The following is a 20,632-nucleotide window of genomic DNA, read 5'->3' as shown; positions in this document are numbered from 1 at the left end:
TTTTATACCTAATCCGGGTAGGTTTGAGCGAAGTACCGGTAAAAAAAATCCCGCCAGTGGCGGGATTTTAAACAAACTATTTCTGAATTATTCCTTGATCAGGAAATCGTCCAGTTGTTTACCTTGTTCTTCCATAGCTTTTTTGATCACTGCCGGTGTACGACCCTGGCCAGTCCAGGTTTTAGTTTCACCGTTTTCGTCAACATAGCTATATTTAGCCGGACGTGCAGCGCGCTTAGCTTTGGTGCCAGATTTAACAGCAGCCATGCTATTCAGCAATTCGTTCGGATCAATGCCGTCAGCGATCAGCATTTCACGATATTGTTGCAGTTTACGAGTACGTTCTTCAACTTCAGCAGCAGCAGCGCTTTCTTCTTCGCGACGCTCGCTAACTACAACTTCTAATTTTTCCAGCATTTCTTCAAGCGTTTCCAGAGTGCATTCTCTTGCCTGCGCACGAAGAGTACGGATGTTGTTCAGAATTTTAAGTGCTTCGCTCATTGTAGTAATCTCAAACTTATATTGGGGTGGTTTGTTGAGCTAATAATAGAGCGATAAATTCAGTTGTGCAATAGCCAGGAATGTAAGGAATTCAAAATTGCGCTTTATTTAGTATCAGAATTAATTCTCCTGTCTTAAATTCCCCATGATGTTGGGCATAAAAAAGGCTTATTGGCGAGGGGGCTTCTCAGCGGCTGAGAGTAAAAATTCAAGATTCAGGTCACATTTTATGGTGTACAAATAGTATCTCTTTGCAGTGATTTCAACCTTTTGTATTAGTTTTGCTTACGTGAATTCGCTAATACATGGCGACAGTAGGTAGATTCAATAACAATATGGGAAGGGGTTCTTTATTGCCGTATGATGATAAGTGACATTGATAAATTTCATGAGCACTATTTGTGAAAGAGTGTGTATATACGCGTCCGAGCTCAGGCTGTTTGGTCGATGGTTGTATGCTCTCTCACTACCCGTTACTTAAATTCAGGTGGCACTGTGCGAGCTTGCCCGCTCATTTATACGCCTTTGCGGCCAACGCTACACCGACATGTTCGTGAAATATGATACAATCCAGCCCATATTTATTTCCCCGGGTGAGGGCCTTCGGTCAATGGCACAACTATATTTTTACTATTCTGCAATGAACGCAGGTAAGTCGACTGCATTGTTGCAATCTTCGTACAATTATCAGGAACGTGGGATGCGTGCCGTTGTATATACAGCGGAAATTGATGACCGTTTTGGTGCTGGAAAAGTAAGTTCACGTATAGGTCTGTCGTCACCTGCAAAATTGTTTAACCAAAATTCATCATTGTTCGAAGAGATTCGCGCCGAGAATGCGCAGCAAAGAATTCACTGTGTACTGGTCGATGAGTCTCAGTTTCTGACCCGACAACAGGTTTATGAATTATCTGAAGTTGTCGATCAACTGGATATTCCTGTTTTGTGTTACGGCTTACGCACTGATTTTCGTGGTGAGTTATTTGGTGGCAGCGAATACCTGCTTGCGTGGTCAGATAAACTGGTTGAATTAAAGACCATTTGTTTCTGTGGCCGTAAGGCCAGCATGGTATTACGCCTTGATCAGGCTGGAAGACCTTATAACGAGGGCGAGCAGGTGGTTATCGGCGGGAATGAACGCTATGTGTCGGTATGTCGTAAACACTACAAACAAGCGCAGTCTGAGGGCTCTCTGACGGCGATACAAGAACGACACAGCCACGATTAACCCTGTACGCTTCTGAGCGCTTATAAACACAGGGTAGGCCGGAACCTTCGTCAATGTTCTCTACCCTGTCAGACTCTCTTCTGACGGCTAGTCTCACATCTTCCTGAATACATCTCTTACACTGCCATTCTATTCACATGGTTAAATTGTGTATTCCCCGATTTTCATAACACAAGACGAAAAAAAACGGCCCCAATTCAATTGGGACCGTTTATGATGAAACTAAAACTTATCTGAGCAAATTAAGCGGATTTCTTCGCTTTCTTTTCTGCTTTCGGTGCAGCTACTGCTTCAGTCTTAGCGGCGGTCTGACCTTCGCTATACTCACGACCGTAGTAGGTATCCAGCAGGATCTGTTTCAGTTCAGAAATCAGCGGGTAACGTGGGTTAGCACCAGTACACTGGTCGTCAAACGCATCTTCAGACAGTTTGTCCACGTGTGCCAGGAAGTCAGCTTCCTGAACGCCAGCTTCACGGATAGACTTAGGAATACCCAATTCAGCTTTGATTTCTTCCAGCCAGCCCAGCAGTTTCTGGATTTTCGCGGCAGTACGGTCGCCCGGTGCGCTCAGACCCAGATGGTCTGCGATTTCAGCGTAGCGACGGCGTGCCTGCGGACGGTCGTACTGGCTGAATGCAGTCTGTTTAGTCGGGTTGTCGTTCGCGTTATAACGAATAACGTTGCTGATCAGCAGGGCGTTCGCCAGACCGTGAGGAATGTGGAACTGAGAACCCAGTTTGTGCGCCATTGAGTGACATACACCCAGGAAGGCGTTAGCAAACGCGATACCGGCGATAGTTGCTGCACTGTGTACACGCTCACGCGCTACCGGGTTCTTAGAACCTTCATGGTAAGACGCTGGCAGGTTTTCTTTCAGCAATTTCAGCGCTTGCAGAGCCTGACCATCAGAGAACTCAGAAGCCAGTACTGAAACGTAAGCTTCCAGAGCGTGAGTGACGGCATCCAGACCACCGAACGCACACAGTGACTTCGGCATATCCATAACCAGGTTGGCGTCAACAATCGCCATATCCGGAGTCAGCGCGTAGTCTGCCAGCGGGTATTTCTGCCCAGTTGCATCGTCGGTAACGACCGCAAACGGAGTCACTTCAGAACCGGTACCGGAAGTGGTGGTAACTGCAATCATCTTCGCTTTTACGCCCATTTTCGGGAACTTGTAGATACGTTTACGGATGTCCATAAAGCGCAGTGCCAGTTCTTCGAAGTGAGTTTCCGGGTGCTCGTACATAACCCACATGATTTTCGCGGCGTCCATCGGGGAACCACCACCCAGTGCGATGATTACGTCTGGTTTGAAGGAGTTAGCCAGCTCAGCACCTTTGCGAACAACGGTCAGAGTCGGGTCAGCTTCAACTTCAAAGAACACTTCGGTTTCAACGCCAGCAGCTTTCAGAACGGAGGTGATCTGGTCTGCATAACCGTTGTTGAACAGGAAGCGGTCGGTCACGATCAGCGCACGTTTGTGACCATCGGTAATCACTTCATCCAGTGCGATTGGCAGAGAGCCACGACGGAAGTAGATAGATTTCGGAAGTTTGTGCCACAACATGTTTTCAGCTCGCTTAGCAACGGTTTTCTTGTTGATCAGGTGCTTAGGACCAACGTTTTCAGAGATGGAGTTACCACCCCAGGAACCACAACCCAGAGTCAGGGAAGGTGCGAGTTTGAAGTTGTACAGGTCACCGATACCACCCTGAGAAGCCGGGGTGTTGATCAGAATACGTGCAGTTTTCATCATCTGACCGAAGTAAGCAACACGCTCTGGCTGGTTGTCCTGGTCAGTGTACAGGCAAGAGGTATGACCGATACCGCCCATCGCAACCAGTTTTTCAGCTTTGATGACTGCGTCTTCGAAGTCCTTCGCACGGTACATTGCCAACGTCGGAGACAGTTTCTCGTGAGCAAACGGTTCGCTTTCGTCAACAACCTTCACTTCACCGATCAGAATCTTAGTGGTTTCTGGTACGGAGAAGCCTGCCAGTTCAGCAATCTTGTATGCCGGCTGACCAACGATAGCTGCGTTCAGCGCGCCATTTTTCAGGATAACGTCCTGGACTGCTTTCAGCTCTTTGCCCTGCAGCATGTAGCCGCCGTGAGTCGCAAAACGCTCACGTACTGCATCATATACGGAGTCAACCACGACGACAGACTGCTCAGAAGCACAGATTACGCCGTTATCGAAGGTTTTAGACATCAGAACAGATGCAACAGCACGTTTGATATCAGCGGTTTCGTCGATAACAACAGGGGTGTTACCTGCGCCTACGCCGATAGCCGGTTTACCGGAGCTGTATGCCGCTTTAACCATGCCTGGACCACCGGTCGCAAGGATCAGGTTGATGTCCGGGTGGTGCATCAGCGCGTTAGACAGTTCAACGGAAGGTTGATCGATCCAGCCGATCAGATCTTTCGGTGCGCCAGCAGCGATAGCTGCTTGCAGAACGATGTCAGCTGCTTTGTTAGTTGCATCTTTTGCGCGCGGATGCGGAGAGAAGATGATGGCGTTACGGGTCTTCAGGCTGATCAGTGATTTGAAGATCGCAGTAGAGGTAGGGTTAGTGGTTGGAACGATACCGCAGATGATACCAATCGGTTCAGCAATGGTAATGGTACCAAAAGTGTCGTCTTCAGACAGCACACCACAGGTTTTTTCATCTTTGTAAGCGTTGTAAATGTATTCAGAAGCGAAGTGGTTTTTAATCACTTTATCTTCGACAATACCCATGCCGGATTCGGCAACGGCCATTTTCGCGAGAGGAATTCGAGCGTCTGCGGCAGCCAGAGCGGCGGCACGGAAGATTTTGTCAACCTGTTCTTGAGTGAAACTGGCATATTCACGCTGGGCTTTTTTTACGCGCTCTACAAGTGCGTTAAGTTCAGCGACATTAGTAACAGCCATGATGCTCTCCTGATAATGTTAAACTTTTTTAGTAAATCATCTGCTCGATACGAGAGTATAGACAGACCGACGAAAATTTGTGTAATGGTTTGAAAATCAAACGGTTAATTAACGTCCACTTTACTTTGATTTACTAAAAGAGCTTATACGCTAGCGCCTGTTAACTCTAACGCGTTACCTCCAGGTGGCGTAAGCAAGATTACTCACTTCTGAGTAGTAATTGCGTGATCTGGATCAAAAATTCGCAAAGCTGACACCTTTCAGCAGGCCCTTTTAGCGTTTCTCGTTAAGTGTTAATAAATTGGCGTGATGAATGCTAATAACATTAGCATATTTAATACATATTAATAACACTGAGTATTGGTAGCGTATTTACATTGATATACGCAGATAGAAGGTGAAGTATGCTGACAAAAGGCGTATCTTCAGCGCGGATTTTATCAATTTTTATGACTCATTTTATCCGGCTAACGCTTCGGAGCTAACCGTGATCCAAACGCTATTTGATTTTCCTGTCTATTTTAAATTTTTCATTGGGTTATTTGCGTTGGTCAACCCGGTAGGGATCATCCCCGTCTTTATCAGTATGACCAGCTATCAAACTGCCGCAGCACGAAACAAAACCAACCTCACGGCAAACCTTTCTGTCGCAATCATCCTGTGGACTTCGCTGTTTCTTGGTGATGGTATTCTGCAACTCTTCGGCATCTCAATTGACTCGTTCAGGATCGCTGGCGGCATTCTGGTTGTGACTATCGCAATGTCAATGATTAGCGGAAAACTAGGGGAAGATAAACAAAACAAACAGGAAAAATCAGAAACCGCAATTCGTGAAAGTATCGGCGTTGTGCCGTTGGCATTGCCGTTGATGGCGGGGCCGGGGGCGATAAGCTCAACTATTGTTTGGGGTACGCGATATCATAGCGCGATTAACCTGTTTGGCTTTTTTGTAGCGATTGCGTTGTTTGCCCTGTGCTGCTGGGGGCTGTTCCGCATGGCACCATGGTTAGTGCGCCTGTTGGGCCAAACCGGTATCAACGTCATTACGCGTATTATGGGGCTGCTGTTAATGGCTTTGGGTATCGAATTTATCGTTACAGGCATCAAATCCATTTTCCCTGGTTTGCTGGCCTGAAACCTCTCTTCTGTGCAAACGGAGTCGTGTCCGGCTCCGTTTCATTTCATTATCAGTAAAACTTCTCACTAAAGTTGAAAATCAGCAGAGCAATAATAAAAAATGCTGATGATTAACTCTCCTGTTAGTCATTGATTCTAAAGATATAACACGTCTCAGTACGCCCGGTGAAGACCGATACTGCTGTTATTTTATTAACATCATACTCTGGGGCTTGCTGAAGGATTATCGAAATGTTATTAGTTATTTCAGCCTTTATTTCAGATGAATGTGCTAATTAATAACCAATTGTTAAATTTATGTGTATTTTGACATGGCGTTGACTTCAGACAGAATGGTTAACACCATAGTCGACATAATGTATTGATTTTTGTGAATTTCCCATAACGAATCTTCATTCGTAAGACTTTTTAAGTGAGATTTATTTCCAATAAAAGAGAATTGGTTAACAAATTTGTAAAATGTATTGGCGGTTAAGAAACGCATTTGATACTTTCCGGCCAGATATTATGCAGAATAATTCACGTTGATGAGAATCATTTGCAGTTAGTTTCTCTCAACAGGGTAATAGCGTGTTTCCGGCAGGGGAGGCACGTAGAGAATCGACGCAAGGCGGTCATACGAATCGCCAGAATAAATAAAGTCGGTGATAGCAAGCAGTAAAACAATAAACCACCTGACGGCAGAAAATCTCCGGTGCCGTACAGGGATCCTGACAGGATTAACAGTCTGGTTAAAAAACCAGCCATAATAATGAGGGAGTACAACACAATGACTAACATCACTAAAAAAAGTTTAGTAGCTGCGGGGATCTTAACTGCGCTAGTCGCTGGAAATGTTGCCACGGCGGCAGAAGTGCCAGCGGGTGTGCAGCTTGCTGAAAAGCAGACTCTGGTGCGCAATAACGGTTCGGAAGTGCAGTCACTCGATCCCCACAAAATCGAAGGTGTACCTGAATCCAACATTAACCGTGACCTGTTTGAAGGTTTATTAATCAGTGATGTCGATGGCAAACCATCGCCTGGCGTGGCTGAAAAATGGGAGAATAAAGATTTTAAAGTCTGGACATTCCATCTGCGTAAAGATGCAAAGTGGTCTGACGGCACGCCTGTTACCGCGCAAGATTTCGTGTATAGCTGGCAACGTTTGGCTAATCCAAATACTGCATCACCGTATGCCAGTTATTTGCAGTACGGTCATATTGTCAATATTGATGATATTATCGCCGGTAAAAAGCCGATCACCGATCTCGGTGTAAAAGCTCTCGACGATCATACTTTTGAAGTCACCCTCAGCGAACCAGTTCCTTATTTCTACAAACTGCTTGTGCACTCCTCCGTTTCACCGGTTCCTAGAGCTGCTGTTGAAAAATTCGGCGAGAAGTGGACCCAGCCCGCTAACATCGTTACTAACGGTGCGTATAAACTGAAAGACTGGGTTGTCAACGAGCGCATTGTGCTTGAGCGTAATACCAACTATTGGGACAACGCCAAAACGGTTATTAACCAGGTAACCTACCTGCCTATTTCTTCTGAAGTGACTGACGTTAACCGCTATCGCAGCGGTGAAATCGACATGACCTATAACAACATGCCGATTGAGTTATTCCAGAAACTGAAAAAAGAGATCCCGAACGAAGTCCACGTTGACCCCTATCTGTGCACCTATTATTACGAAATCAACAACCAGAAAGCACCGTTCAACGATGTTCGTGTTCGTACCGCCCTGAAGCTGGCGTTGGATCGTGACATTATCGTCAATAAAGTGAAAAACCAGGGTGACCTGCCAGCATATAGCTTTACTCCTCCATACACCGATGGTGCGAAACTGGTTGAGCCAGAGTGGTTCAAGTGGTCTCAGGAAAAACGTAATGAAGAAGCGAAGAAACTGCTGGCTGAGGCCGGATATACCGCTGAGAAACCGCTGACCTTTGATCTGCTGTATAACACCTCAGACCTGCATAAGAAGCTGGCTATTGCCGCGGCATCTATCTGGAAGAAAAATCTGGGTGCTAATGTGAAGCTGGAAAACCAGGAATGGAAAACGTTCCTCGATACGCGCCATCAGGGCAACTATGATGTTTCGCGTGCGGGCTGGTGTGCAGACTATAACGAACCGACGTCCTTCCTGAATATGGTGCTGTCCGACAGCTCCAATAATACCGTCCACTATAAGAGCCCGGCATTTGATAAGCTGATTGCGGATACGCTGAAAGTGACGGATGAAGCGCAGCGCAGCGAACTGTATTCGAAAGCGGAACAGCAGCTGGATAAAGATTCTGCGATTGTACCGGTTTATTACTATGTTAATGCCCGCCTGGTGAAACCATGGGTTGGCGGATACTCCGGTAAAGACCCGATGGATAATATCCACGTTAAAGACTTGTATATTATCAAGCATTAATGGCAAGACGTGGGGCGATCATGTTGCCCCACAGTGTCTTTTTCTTCGAACTATAAATACCTCTTTAGACAAAGAGAGGTATACCCTAAACACTTCACGTTGCAGGAAGGCGGCAACGCAGCGAATCGCCAGGAGCTTACTTAAGTAAGTGACTGGCGTGAGCGAGTAAAGCCAACGCACTTGCAGCTTGAAGTATGACGGGTATAAAGGCACACGCCAGAAGGTACGGGCAATGTTAAAATTTATATTACGTCGCTGTCTGGAAGCGATTCCGACGCTGTTTATTCTTATTACGATTTCATTCTTTATGATGCGCCTTGCGCCCGGAAGCCCATTCACCGGGGAACGCGCGTTACCGCCAGAGGTGCTGGCGAATATTGAAGCGAAATATCATCTTAACGATCCCATCTCGACGCAGTACTTCAGCTATCTGAAACAGCTGGCGCACGGCGATTTTGGACCATCCTTTAAATATAAAGACTACACGGTTAACGACCTCGTTGCCTCGAGCTTTCCGGTTTCTGCGAAGCTGGGTGCGGCAGCCTTTATTCTGGCGGTACTCGTCGGTGTTAGCGCCGGAGTGATAGCCGCGCTGAAGCAAAATACACGTTGGGACTATACGGTGATGGGGGTGGCTATGACCGGGGTGGTTATCCCCAGTTTCGTGGTCGCTCCCTTATTGGTCATGATATTTGCCATAACCTTGAAATGGCTACCCGGCGGGGGCTGGAACGGCGGGGCGCTGAAATTTATGATCCTGCCGATGGTGGCCTTGTCACTGGCCTACATCGCCAGTATCGCACGTATTACTCGCGGTTCGATGATTGAAGTACTGCACTCTAACTTTATTCGTACCGCGCGCGCTAAAGGGCTGCCGATGCGGCGGATTATTTTCCGTCATGCGTTAAAACCAGCGCTGTTGCCAGTGCTGTCCTATATGGGACCGGCATTTGTCGGCATTATCACCGGTTCGATGGTTATTGAAACCATTTATGGTTTGCCGGGTATTGGCCAGTTGTTCGTCAATGGGGCGTTAAACCGCGACTATTCGCTGGTTCTTAGTCTGACCATACTGGTGGGTACGCTGACCATCGTGTTTAACGCGATTGTCGATGTGCTGTATGCCGTTATCGACCCGAAAATTCGTTACTGATACTGGAGCTCGCTATGATGTTAAGTAAGAAAAACAGCGAGGCGCTGGAGAATTTCAGTGAAAAGCTGGAGGTCGAAGGCCGTAGCCTGTGGCAGGACGCGCGTCGACGCTTTATGCATAACCGCGCGGCGGTAGCAAGCCTGGTGGTGCTGGTAATTATTGCGCTGTTCGTAACGCTGGCACCGATGTTGTCGCAGTTTACCTACTTCGATACCGACTGGGGCATGATGTCCAGTGCACCGGATACGGAATCAGGCCACTATTTCGGTACTGACTCGTCGGGACGCGACCTGTTGGTGCGTGTGGCAATTGGCGGGCGCATTTCGCTGATGGTCGGCATTGCGGCGGCGTTAGTCGCGGTGGTTGTTGGTACGCTGTACGGTTCTCTGTCGGGCTACCTCGGCGGAAAAATCGACTCGGTGATGATGCGTCTGCTGGAAATCCTCAACTCCTTCCCGTTCATGTTCTTCGTGATCCTGCTGGTCACCTTCTTTGGGCAAAATATTCTGCTGATTTTTGTTGCTATCGGGATGGTCTCCTGGCTGGATATGGCGCGTATCGTGCGTGGGCAAACGCTAAGTCTCAAGCGCAAAGAGTTTATTGAAGCGGCGCAAGTGGGTGGGGTGTCTACCGTGCGTATCGTTATCCGCCATATTGTGCCGAACGTGCTGGGTGTGGTGGTGGTTTACGCTTCATTGCTGGTGCCGAGCATGATCCTATTTGAATCCTTCCTGAGCTTTTTGGGATTAGGTACGCAGGAGCCGTTAAGTAGCTGGGGCGCGTTGCTCAGTGATGGTGCCAACTCTATGGAAGTCTCACCATGGCTGCTGCTGTTCCCGGCTGGTTTCCTGGTGGTCACTTTGTTCTGTTTTAACTTTATTGGCGATGGCCTGCGTGATGCCCTCGACCCGAAAGACCGTTAAGGAGTGCAGCCATGAGCGTAATTGAAACCTCAACCGCGCCGCTCGCGCAACAACAGGCTAACGCACTGCTGAACGTAAAAGATCTGCGCGTGACGTTTGCTACCCCCGACGGCGATGTTACTGCGGTCAACGATTTAAACTTTTCTCTGCGAGCCGGAGAAACGTTGGGTATTGTCGGGGAGTCCGGTTCGGGTAAATCGCAAACGGCCTTTGCCCTGATGGGCCTGTTGGCGGCAAATGGTCGTATCGGGGGCTCCGCAACGTTCAACGGGCGTGAAATTCTGAATTTACCGGAACGTGAACTGAACAAACTGCGCGCCGAGCAAATCTCGATGATTTTCCAGGACCCGATGACGTCCCTCAATCCATACATGCGGGTCGGGGAGCAGTTGATGGAAGTTCTGATGCTGCATAAAGGCATGAGCAAAGCGGAAGCTTTTGAAGAGTCAGTCAGAATGCTGGATGCGGTGAAGATGCCGGAAGCGCGTAAGCGTATGAAAATGTATCCGCATGAATTCTCTGGTGGTATGCGTCAGCGCGTAATGATCGCCATGGCACTGTTGTGCAGGCCCAAATTACTGATAGCCGATGAACCGACCACTGCGCTTGATGTAACGGTACAGGCGCAAATTATGACGCTGCTGAATGAACTGAAAAGTGAATTCAACACCGCGATTATCATGATCACCCACGATCTGGGGGTTGTTGCCGGTATTTGCGATAAAGTCCTGGTGATGTACGCCGGACGTACTATGGAATACGGCAGTGCGAGGGATGTCTTTTATAAGCCCGTTCATCCGTATTCGATTGGTTTGCTAAATGCCGTACCTCGTCTGGATGCAGAAGGGGAAGAGATGCTCACTATACCGGGTAACCCACCGAACCTGCTGCGTCTACCAAAAGGCTGTCCATTCCAGCCGCGTTGCCCGCATGCGATGGAAATCTGTAGCAGTGCTCCGCCACTGGAGGAGTTTAGTCCAGGCCGCCTGCGTGCCTGCTTTAAGCCGGTGGAGGAACTGGTATGAATGCGGTGACCGAACAACGTAAAGTGCTCCTTGAGATTGCCGACCTTAAAGTCCATTTTGATATTAAAGATGGCAAACAGTGGTTCTGGCAACCGACTAAAACCCTGAAGGCGGTTGATGGCGTAACCCTGCGACTATATGAGGGCGAAACCCTGGGCGTGGTCGGTGAATCAGGCTGCGGGAAATCGACCTTTGCCCGTGCGATTATCGGCCTGGTGAAGGCCACCGATGGAAAGGTTGCCTGGCTGGGTAAAGATTTACTGGGCATGAAACCCGATGAGTGGCGGGAAGTACGCAGCGATATCCAGATGATTTTCCAGGATCCTCTGGCATCGTTAAACCCGCGCATGACCATTGGTGAAATCATTGCCGAACCGCTGCGAACTTATCATCCGAATCTTCCTGGTCAGGAAGTCCGCGACCGTGTGAAGGCGATGATGATGAAGGTTGGACTATTGCCTAACCTGATTAACCGCTACCCACATGAGTTTTCCGGTGGCCAGTGTCAGCGTATTGGTATTGCCCGCGCGCTGATCCTCGAACCGAAGTTGATTATCTGCGATGAACCGGTTTCAGCGCTGGATGTATCAATCCAGGCCCAGGTGGTTAATCTTCTGCAACAGCTTCAGCGCGAAATGGGATTATCGTTAATCTTCATTGCTCACGACCTCGCTGTGGTTAAACATATCTCCGACCGTGTGCTGGTTATGTATCTCGGACACGCGGTGGAATTAGGGACCTATGATGAGGTGTACCATAACCCGCTGCATCCTTATACCAAAGCGCTGATGTCTGCGGTGCCAATCCCCGATCCGGATCAGGAAAGGAATAAGGTTATTCAGTTGCTGGAAGGCGAGTTACCGTCCCCGATTAATCCTCCTTCCGGTTGCGTGTTCCGTACGCGCTGCCCGATTGCTGGACCGGAATGCGCAAAAACGCGCCCGGTTCTGGAAGGAAGTTTCCGACATGCAGTTTCCTGCCTGAAAGTAGACCCGCTATAATCCCGAGGGCTGACAAAGGTCAGCCCTTTTTTTGGTGAGGTATCTGTGCCAGGTTTAGTCTCTTCTGTCCGCCGTGCGCTCTATCGCAAATTATTTGATTTAAATACCCGTTCAGGGCGTCGCTTTGAAGGTATGTGCGCACTATTTGCCTTGCTCAGCGTTATCGTTATCTTCATTGAGTCCGGAGTAGGGACGCAATACCATTTAACCTTTGAGGAATGGCGCATTTTTGTCTGGCTGGAGATCTTTATTACTCTGGTCTTCACCCTCGAATATCTTCTGCGCTTATGTTGCTGGGCCAACCCCGCTAAATATGTGTTCAGCTTCTGGGGGATAATTGACCTTGCCACCATTCTGCCGCTGTATGTGATGTGGCTATGGCCGGAAATCAGTCTGAGCTATGTTTTCGCCTGGCGAGCGATGCGTGTCCTGCGCGTTCTGCGTATTCTCAAGCTGCTACGCTTCATGCCTTCTCTACGGGTGTTCTGGAATGCGTTAAAAAGCGCCCGACATCAGCTGATGCTGTTCTATTCCTTTATCGCCATCCTGATGGTGGTTTTTGGCGCGATGATGTATCTGATTGAAGGGCCAAAATATGGGTTTACTACGCTGAATGCGTCGGTGTATTGGGCGATTGTTACTGTAACCACCGTCGGCTATGGCGATATCACGCCACACACACCGTTGGGGCGCATGGTGGCGTCTGTGCTTATCCTGATTGGTTACTCGGTGATTGCAATACCGACGGGATTGATTACCACGCACATGAGCAGTGCGTTCCAGCAGCGCGGGCACCAACGAAAATGTCCGCAGTGCCAGCAGGCGCAGCATGAACATAGTGCGCAATTTTGTAACCGCTGCGGAAGTAAACTACCGGGCTAAAAATGAAAAAAGCTGCGAGAGCAGCTTTTTTGTTTGATTATTCGCGCCAGAGAATATGGCAGAGCTTATGATCTTTTTCGCGACATAATAAAACGCGCGCAAAAATATCGTTAATCTCGCCGTCTTCTGTATCTGCCAGACCAATCACCACCTCGGCAAAGAAGTCAGGGTTCAGGTCAAAATCGACATGCTCCTGCCAATCTTCTGCCGGATCGAACAACTCGGCACCGCCACGCTCTTCAAACTGCAAATTGAACAGAATGATGTCGGCTGGATCCAGATTGTCCGCAGCCAGTTCGAGAAAAATGTCGTAAGCCTGCTCAAGCGTTTCGTCTTCGGTCAGGCGATTGTTCAAATCCATATCCATAATGACTACCTGTTTACTGTCTGATGGGCACGTTTTACAGCAACGGACTAAAGAAGTAAAACAGTCGCTCTGCTATCCTCTGCCAGAGTGGTCGTTTTACCCACAAACGGGCATCAAGCAGGCGTGAGCGCGAAATATAATCATCCTGCACTGCCGCGAGATCGCCACCGAATCCGGCATCATCAATGACCAGCGTGATTTCAAAATTGAGCCACAGGCTGCGCATATCCAGGTTAACCGTCCCGACCAGGCTCAGCTCGCCATCGACCAGTACGCTCTTGGTGTGCAGCAAGCCACCTTCGAACTGATAAATTTTAACGCCAGCTGCCAGCAGCTCGGTGAAAAAGGCCCGGCTTGCCCAGCCAACCAGCAGGGAGTCATTTTTACGTGGAAGAATGATACTGACGTCAACCCCACGCTGCGCTGCCGTGCAGATCGCGTGCAACAGATCGTCGCTGGGGACGAAGTAGGGGGTGGTCATAATTAAATATTCACGCGCTGAATAAGCAGCGGTAAGCAGCGCCTGATGAATCAAATCTTCAGGGAAACCAGGACCTGAGGCGATAGTGTGAATGGTGTGGCCGCTGGCCTGCTCAAACGGCATGATATTGACGTCTGGTGGCGGAGGCAAAATGCGCTTTCCGGTCTCAATTTCCCAGTCGCAGGAATAGACAATGCCCATAGCAGTGGCGACAGGACCTTCCATTCTCGCCATTAAATCAACCCATTGCCCGACACCCGCATCCTGTTTGAAGAAACGCGGGTCGACCATGTTCATGCTGCCGGTATAAGCAATGTAGTTATCTATCATGATCATTTTGCGGTGCTGACGCAGGTCCATACGGCGTAAAAATACACGCATCAGGTTCACCTTCAGCGCTTCTACAACCTCGATACCTGCGTTACGCATCATCGCCGCCCAAGGGCTGCGAAAGAACGCCACGCTGCCAGCGGAGTCCAGCATCAGGCGACAGTGAATGCCACGTCTCGCGGCAGCCATTAACGACTCGGCTACCTGATCGGCCATACCGCCAGGCTGCCATATGTAGAACACCATTTCGATGTTGTGGCGCGCCAGTTGAATATCACGGATCAGCGCCTGCATCACGTCATCTGAACTGGTGAGCAACTGCAGTTGGTTTCCCTTAACCCCGGCTATTCCCTGACGGCGCTCGCACAGTTTAAATAACGAAGAGGCGACGCTGCTGTTTTCCTGGGCAAAAATATGCTTGCAGGCCTTGAGATCGTTCAGCCATTTGGCCGTTGACGGCCACATTGCCCGGGCGCGTTCGGCACGTCGCTTACCCAGGTGGAGTTCACCAAAGGACAGATAAGCAATGATCCCTACCAATGGCAGAATATAGATGATCAACAGCCAGGCCATTGCGGAGGGCACTGCGCGTCGTTTCATTAGAATGCGTAATGTTACGCCAGCAATGAGTACCCAGTAACCCAGAATGACCAGCCAACTCACCACGGTGTAGAAGGTTGTCATAAATTTAAAAATCCTTTTGAAAGCGTATTGTTAAGAGTTTACGCATCAGGATTAATCTGGCAAATAAAAACAAGGGAAAACCACTGGTCTGCATTCGGTCTGGCGTTATAATGGTCGCTCAGTGACTGAAAGAGTAGTAAACATGAAGCGTAGTAGAACGGAAGTGGGACGCTGGCGGATGCTGCGTCAGGCTAGCCGCCGTAAAGCACGTTGGCTTGAAGGACAATCGCGTCGTAATATGCGTATCCACACTATCAGAAAGTGCATTCTCAACCACCAGCGTAACTCGTTGTTGTTTGCGATCCACAGCATCTGATCCCAAAAGGGCACCGCTGGCGGTGCCCAATGTCTGCTTTGCGTTCTGTTTTTAAAATACTTTTTTGTATTGTCATTCAGCCCATTTCGAAGAATTTCGCACAAAAACGTTCTGTTACGCTGAACCCTTCTGCCGCCTGCCTTTCAGCCTTCCAATTATCACACTCCGAGTACAAGTGTTACATTGCGGGTATCTTTGAGCAATGAGTTTTGTGTACACTTTTGCGTACTCAAAAGCCAAATGTGTACCCATTCAATGATCACTGACACAAAGCTCAGGAAGGCCCTTGGCAAGAAACGCGATGATATCGAAACTATTTCAGATTCTCACGGACTCAACGCAAGGATCAGTCAGGCCGGAAAGGTCTCTTTCTTCTACCGGTACAGATGGGCTGGCAAAGCTGTAAAACTCAATGTCGGCGATTATCCAGCAATGAGTATTGCTCAGGCAAGGGAAAGGCGTCAGCAATTCAGAACCTGGCTTACTGAAGGACTCGATCCCCGAGAGCAAGTAAAGCTGGAGAAATTGACCCGCGAAGGTTCCATGGCCGTATCGGAAGCATTCAATTATTGGATCGAGAAACACTGCATCGCTAATCAACTGACAAAGACAGATTATTATCAGTTGGTATTTGCCAAGCATATCGCCGAGCCGATGCGAAACGTCAAAGTAGACAATTCGACAAAAAGGCACTGGATAGATGTTTTTGATCAGATTGAAAGCAGGGTGATGGCTCATTATATGCTTTCGCTGTGCAAACGCTCATTCAGGTTCTGTATTAACCGAGGCGTAATATCGACCAATCCGCTCGAGGGATTGCTACCCACTGACGTTGGCCAAAAACCGAAAAAGAGAACGCGGCGCTTGGATGATCGTGAACTGGTGGCTATTTATCGGTGGCTGCAAAACCGCATGTCCATAGAGTCCGTGTTTCTTGTGAAATTTATTATGTTGACCGGCTGTAGGACGGCAGAGATTCGGTTGAGCGAAAGGTCATGGTTCAAGCTGGATGAAAATGAATGGATAGTTCCTGCTGGAAGTTACAAAACGCGAGTGCACATGAGAAGGGCTCTTTCTGATGCTGCGGTGGGACTGGTAAAAAATCATCTTGAGAAGATCAACACAAAGCATTTAGTCACTTCACAGCGCTTACTGGATGGGGAAATTAAAGACGTCCCGGTTCATCCGCCAGTTGCTTCGAACTATGCCAGGTATATTTGGTCAGAATCCGGCATGGAGCCCTGGTCTCTCCATGATATGAGAAGAACAATCGCAACAAATCTTTCAGAACTTGGCTGTCCGCCGCATGTGATTGAAAAGTTACTTGGTCACCAAATGGTTGGTGTGATGGCGCACTATAACCTGCATGACTACATCGATGATCAAAAACACTGGCTCCACGTTTGGCAGAGCCATCTTGAAAACATCATCGGTGAGCCGTTCAGTTAATTGGCTGTTTCACACCTTCCCACTCTTTGACTGACTCCGACTTCCAGCGGTTAGGATTACCGGGAAAGTCCGGGGCGGGGAACGGCTTCGCAAAACCCCGCGGCATCGTGTCTGTGCTTTGCCATGACCAAAGGGTTTTACGTGAGATTTTGTATCGACTGGTCAGGTCTGACGTCAGCAAAATATCATCCATCATTTTTCTCAAATGGCCCGAACTGGGCCATTTCCAAAAGTAATATCAAGAAACCTGACCCGGCAGCGCGCGCAAACGACGCATACCTGTCATCGCTGTGGCCACGTAGCTAGCCTTACGGTTCACCACTTCCACCCAGACCTTCACTCCTTCAACTCTCACCGTGTACGTCTCCTTCATCTTGCTGCGGCCATAGTCGCCGTAACGTTCGTGATGAGTGGCCAGCGCGATGTCGCATGCCTGATGCGCTAACGGGGATTGCTGATTGGCCCGGTTAATTAGTCGCATGGTCGCCCCCTTCGATACGCTTAAACTCAATAACCCAGACCCAAGGGTTAGCATTCCAGCTTTCTTCGCCGTAGATGGATGCCCACAGCCAGGAAAATACTTCGCGAGCATCATGGCTTGCACCACCGAAATATTGATCCACCTGATTTATGCAATACCGGCCAGTGGCAGGTAGCTTAACCAGTCCTTCACGCGCAGCATCGTTCGGGCTGATTGACTGGAGGCGCTGCACTCCAACGTTAGTAATCTCCAGCAGAATGCGGCTGGCCCAACGCGGCATATGGATCGACGGCCGCCAACCGTGACGGAGATTATCGTCAAGATCACAGTATTCAGGTTTGGCACCGCCATCAGCGGAATATTCGCAGTATTGCGGCGTTTCGAACTTTTCAGGATGGGCTCGGTATTCTTCGAATAACTCCTCAGAAACAAGCGGCCCCTGGAACGTCTCTCGCACCCAGATGCGATCGCCAACTTCTCCATAAGGACAACCGAACACTTTTGAGCGGGCCTTCAGGCCGCACGCATCGGACTGCGACCAAAAATACTTCCCGTTATCTCTGCCATTTTTGGAGTCAATCACTCGGCGTAATCCCAGCTCTGAATGCTCTGGCTGAATCGCCATGATCCGACGCGTCTGCGTCTTCCGGCCGTCGAGAATGGCGCGCACCATCTCCCCGTTAAAAATCATGCCGCGCTCAATCATTCCAGGCCTCCAGCTCGTTCTCGATCTCTTCGTCTATCTCTTCGTTGGTGGCTTCTTCGTCCAAGTAGTCACGCGCTTCTTTGAGGTACTGCTCCCGGCGTTCGTCATACCAGGCTGAGAACTCAGGCGACCAGCCAATAGTCGTGCCGTCATAGTCAAATTTGGCGTTGTTCTCAGCCATGCTCTCAACCATGTTGTAAGCAGTGGTGAGCGCCGCTTCGCGGATATACCCGCGCAGATCACGCTTGCGCCAGTACGGATTCACCTTTGAATCGCAGAGAGGTTTAAACTCGACTTCCCAACGGCGGATGCAACGTGCATTTAATGATTTACTCATCTCGTTACCGGGAGGGCGAACCCTCCCGCCTCCCTCAGCCCACGTATTCCGGTTTCATATCTGCCAGGGTAATGCTGAACTGATCGTGCAGCTCGTCGCCCAGATGACGTTTCGCCGTTGCCAGAACTCGCTCAACTTCCCCGAAACGCGCTGCTGCATCCGGTTCGTCCGGAGTCGGTAGGGAGTTGATCGCGGCCTCAACCTTGTTACGTGAATCAACCAGGTAATAGCGTTTCACCGCTTTGTTCTTCAGCTCAGTGAATAGGGCGGACCCGAGAGTGGCTTTCGCGCTTTCGATATCAGCGCGCAGTGCTTTTGCACTATCAACATCCTGAGCAGCATCGATTCGTTCGCGGAAATCATCGGCAAGAGAGTCGATATTTACCGACGATTCCTGTGCGCTTTGCGTGGTTGTGACGGTGTCACCTGAGATATCAGCCAGGTTAACGTGTTTCGGTGCTGGGTTAATCTCTTTCTCAGTGCGTGGCTCAACTTCATCTGGACTGTAGACGCCGAGGATGACTTCTGGGCAGTACAGGCGAGCCCAGTACTTCACTGCCAGATAAGCGATCTGCTGCTTCGGCGCTGTTTTCCACAGTGGCGAGTTACGTGTGGTGATATCTGCCAGGTAGATTGGCTCGCCCCAGGTGATTTCGTCTTCTCCGCGCAGTACGGCGCCAACCCGGATAAACAGGCCTAATTCATCACGGCCGTCTTTTTTCCCGGCGATCTTCTCCCAGTCACCGCCGTATTCGTAATGGAAGCGACCAACGATGGCGCTTGAGCTGGAGATTACTGCGTTAACCAGTTGCGCTTCGTAACCCAGAACGCCGTTGACCAGGTGCGTTTTCTGGGCAACTGCATATGGGTTCATTCCCCACTGCATAGCCTGCATGACGATAGCCATACAGTCGGCGGGTTTCCCCGCCAGGTGTTTGGGGACGGTGACGGCAGACTGCGCCATCAATTCAGCGAAAGAGGTGAGCTGCCCGAGTGCCTGTACGTTGAACACAGCGTTGCTGGCGGAAATGGTGTTTGGTGCCTGCTCGGTCGTAATGATGTTGGTATTTTGCATGGTCAAATCCTCCATTAAGCCAGACGCAGCGCTTCAAGGCGGCGCAGGTCGAAGTCGTTCAGTTCGTCGGTGTAGTCTTCGGTTATCGGTGCAGACCAGCAATCGGTGTCATACGCATCTGCGAGTGCACGCATGGTGCGCTGATACTCCAGCAGCCCGAGATCGAGCAAATCTTCCGATGCCTCAATTACCGCCACCCAGTGGTAGCCCTCGTCTTTGTTGACGAAGATCCAGAAGAACTGATCAAAGTCGGCAACGGAGCAATACATGCCAGCGCTGAGGTGGTAGTCGCGGTCGATGATTTCCCGGTGCAGTTTGGCGCGCAAACCGTCTTGCTTAACGCGTCCCATGCTGATCGTCTTCAGGTCAACACCGATACGAACGCCGTTGATTTCAACCTCAAGGTCAGGGCGCACACGGACTTCCAGACCGGTTTCGTCGTCCATCCCGAAATAACTGGTTTCCACTGAACGGGAAGGATGGCGCAGCAGTTTCCCGGCTGATTCATGATTCAGTAGGGCTTGCTGAATTGCCGTGGCCAGCGTCAGTTGCTCTCTGGACAGGATGGTTTTCCCATCAGCGCTATCGCGCCATTGCTGCTCAAATTCATCAGCGAAAATGGCCTCCGGGCTGACCGCGCGTATCGCCGCCTGAAGTTCTTCTTTCTTACCGGTGAGCTTCAGTTGCTCGGCCTTTGGCTTATCCGCGTTAAATTCTCGAATGAACGCCTTCATGGAGTCGGTGGTGGTAAACGCCTCAGCCGGAATACCTGGGAATACCGCAAACTCTTCGTGGAGCTTTTCGGGCTCCAGGGCCAGGGTGTGCGCCAGGCTACCGAACGTCAGCGCCTCGCTGCTTTCGCGACGGATAGTCTTGGTCACGTGACGGCCGTGATAGAACATCAGGCTGACGCGTGCGTCTTTTACCTGGGTAGAGCTGATACCATTGGCTGCGTGATAAACCTCGTTCGGCAGACCTTCATAACGGCCAGGTTCGAAGTAAGCCGGGTACACAACAGCCGGTTCGTCTGATTGCGTTTCTGGCTCGGTTTGTGCCGAAACCGGTTCGGTTTGGTTTACAGAATCGCTATTTTGGGCGACAGAATCCGTATTCTGGTTCACATCGGCTTGCTGGCCGGTATGTGACTCTTCACCAGTTTCCAGACTGCTTTCGCCTGACTGCACTTCATTACCAGCCTGTTCTTCATCACTGACAGCTTCTTCCATCTGCACAT

At 49.6% G+C, this 20,632-nt stretch carries 19 protein-coding genes; 10 read left to right on the top strand and 9 right to left on the bottom strand.

Annotated features, from left to right (window positions below):
* Positions 1 to 87: 87 nt before the first annotated feature.
* Positions 88 to 501, bottom strand: coding sequence for a histone-like nucleoid-structuring protein H-NS (gene hns / locus OGY18_RS19500; protein ID WP_003020723.1), 414 nt, complete (start codon positions 499 to 501; stop codon positions 88 to 90).
* A 610-nt stretch (positions 502 to 1,111) separates the two neighbouring features.
* Here hns and tdk point away from each other — a divergent pair.
* Entirely contained in the window at positions 1,112 to 1,729 is a 618-nt protein-coding gene (gene tdk / locus OGY18_RS19495) for a thymidine kinase (RefSeq protein WP_008784954.1), read from the top strand.
* A 242-nt stretch (positions 1,730 to 1,971) separates the two neighbouring features.
* Here tdk and adhE read toward each other — a convergent pair whose 3' ends face one another.
* A complete protein-coding gene (adhE, locus tag OGY18_RS19490; protein WP_003833375.1) occupies positions 1,972 to 4,650 on the bottom strand; it encodes a bifunctional acetaldehyde-CoA/alcohol dehydrogenase in 2,679 nt (892 codons plus the stop codon).
* 487 nt (positions 4,651 to 5,137) lie between these two features.
* On the opposite strand from adhE, the gene ychE reads away from it, so the two are divergent.
* The 7 genes from ychE (at position 5,138) to OGY18_RS19455 (ending at position 13,172) form a co-directional block, all read left to right on the top strand.
* Entirely contained in the window at positions 5,138 to 5,785 is a 648-nt protein-coding gene (ychE, locus tag OGY18_RS19485; RefSeq protein WP_003020714.1) for an NAAT family transporter YchE, read from the top strand.
* A 771-nt stretch (positions 5,786 to 6,556) separates the two neighbouring features.
* Positions 6,557 to 8,188, top strand: a complete 1,632-nt coding sequence (gene oppA / locus OGY18_RS19480; RefSeq protein ID WP_003833370.1) for an oligopeptide ABC transporter substrate-binding protein OppA — start codon at positions 6,557 to 6,559, stop codon at positions 8,186 to 8,188.
* A gap of 232 nt (positions 8,189 to 8,420) precedes the next feature.
* Positions 8,421 to 9,341, top strand: coding sequence for an oligopeptide ABC transporter permease OppB (gene oppB / locus OGY18_RS19475; RefSeq protein ID WP_003020708.1), 921 nt, complete (start codon positions 8,421 to 8,423; stop codon positions 9,339 to 9,341).
* 14 nt (positions 9,342 to 9,355) lie between these two features.
* Positions 9,356 to 10,264 (top strand): oligopeptide ABC transporter permease OppC, encoded by a 909-nt coding sequence (oppC, locus tag OGY18_RS19470; RefSeq protein ID WP_003020701.1) that lies wholly within the window; start codon positions 9,356 to 9,358, stop codon positions 10,262 to 10,264.
* An 11-nt stretch (positions 10,265 to 10,275) separates the two neighbouring features.
* A complete protein-coding gene (gene oppD / locus OGY18_RS19465; RefSeq protein WP_003833364.1) occupies positions 10,276 to 11,289 on the top strand; it encodes a murein tripeptide/oligopeptide ABC transporter ATP-binding protein OppD in 1,014 nt (337 codons plus the stop codon).
* Positions 11,286 to 12,290 carry a murein tripeptide/oligopeptide ABC transporter ATP-binding protein OppF gene (gene oppF, locus OGY18_RS19460; RefSeq protein ID WP_003833363.1) on the top strand — a complete coding sequence of 335 codons (1,005 nt, stop codon included), beginning with the start codon at positions 11,286 to 11,288 and terminating at the stop codon, positions 12,288 to 12,290. Before oppD ends, oppF begins: the two co-directional genes overlap by 4 nt.
* 45 nt (positions 12,291 to 12,335) lie before the next feature.
* Positions 12,336 to 13,172 carry an ion transporter gene (locus OGY18_RS19455; protein ID WP_257661939.1) on the top strand — a complete coding sequence of 279 codons (837 nt, stop codon included), beginning with the start codon at positions 12,336 to 12,338 and terminating at the stop codon, positions 13,170 to 13,172.
* A 37-nt stretch (positions 13,173 to 13,209) separates the two neighbouring features.
* Here the strand turns inward: OGY18_RS19455 and OGY18_RS19450 are convergent, their stop codons facing one another.
* Together OGY18_RS19450 and cls are read right to left on the bottom strand one after the other, a co-directional pair.
* Entirely contained in the window at positions 13,210 to 13,539 is a 330-nt protein-coding gene (locus OGY18_RS19450; protein ID WP_003020691.1) for an HI1450 family dsDNA-mimic protein, read from the bottom strand.
* Positions 13,540 to 13,573: 34 nt separating this feature from the next.
* Positions 13,574 to 15,034 (bottom strand): cardiolipin synthase, encoded by a 1,461-nt coding sequence (gene cls / locus OGY18_RS19445; protein ID WP_003020687.1) that lies wholly within the window; start codon positions 15,032 to 15,034, stop codon positions 13,574 to 13,576.
* Between the two features lie 142 nt (positions 15,035 to 15,176).
* On the opposite strand from cls, the gene OGY18_RS19440 reads away from it, so the two are divergent.
* The gene (locus tag OGY18_RS19440; protein WP_003020684.1) at positions 15,177 to 15,350 is read left to right on the top strand and encodes a YciY family protein; all 174 of its coding nucleotides are present in this window, start codon (positions 15,177 to 15,179) and stop codon (positions 15,348 to 15,350) included.
* Positions 15,351 to 15,605: 255 nt separating this feature from the next.
* Entirely contained in the window at positions 15,606 to 16,799 is a 1,194-nt protein-coding gene (locus tag OGY18_RS19435; protein ID WP_048998011.1) for a tyrosine-type recombinase/integrase, read from the top strand.
* Positions 16,800 to 17,037: 238 nt separating this feature from the next.
* On the opposite strand, the gene OGY18_RS19430 is transcribed toward OGY18_RS19435, so the two are convergent.
* The 5 genes from OGY18_RS19430 to OGY18_RS19410 all read right to left on the bottom strand — a co-directional run.
* Entirely contained in the window at positions 17,038 to 17,280 is a 243-nt protein-coding gene (locus OGY18_RS19430; RefSeq protein WP_286554089.1) for a DUF4060 family protein, read from the bottom strand.
* Entirely contained in the window at positions 17,267 to 17,986 is a 720-nt protein-coding gene (locus OGY18_RS19425; protein WP_264363846.1) for an ASCH domain-containing protein, read from the bottom strand. The genes OGY18_RS19430 and OGY18_RS19425 overlap by 14 nt, the downstream gene beginning before the upstream one ends.
* On the bottom strand, positions 17,979 to 18,323 hold the full coding sequence (locus OGY18_RS19420; RefSeq protein ID WP_199985238.1) for a hypothetical protein: 345 nt from the start codon (positions 18,321 to 18,323) through the stop codon (positions 17,979 to 17,981). The genes OGY18_RS19425 and OGY18_RS19420 overlap by 8 nt, the downstream gene beginning before the upstream one ends.
* Before the next feature lie 34 nt (positions 18,324 to 18,357).
* Positions 18,358 to 19,398 (bottom strand): RecT family recombinase, encoded by a 1,041-nt coding sequence (locus OGY18_RS19415; protein ID WP_286554087.1) that lies wholly within the window; start codon positions 19,396 to 19,398, stop codon positions 18,358 to 18,360.
* 14 nt (positions 19,399 to 19,412) lie between these two features.
* Positions 19,413 to 20,632, bottom strand: a 1,220-nt coding sequence (locus OGY18_RS19410; RefSeq protein WP_286552275.1) for a PD-(D/E)XK nuclease-like domain-containing protein, incomplete at its 5' end; no start/stop codon positions are given.

The sequence above is a fragment of the Citrobacter sp. Cpo142 genome, from assembly GCF_030332425.1.
GTDB lineage: Bacteria > Pseudomonadota > Gammaproteobacteria > Enterobacterales > Enterobacteriaceae > Citrobacter > Citrobacter portucalensis.
Note: the sequence above shows the minus strand (reverse complement) of the source record. Positions and strands in the feature narration are given on the sequence as shown.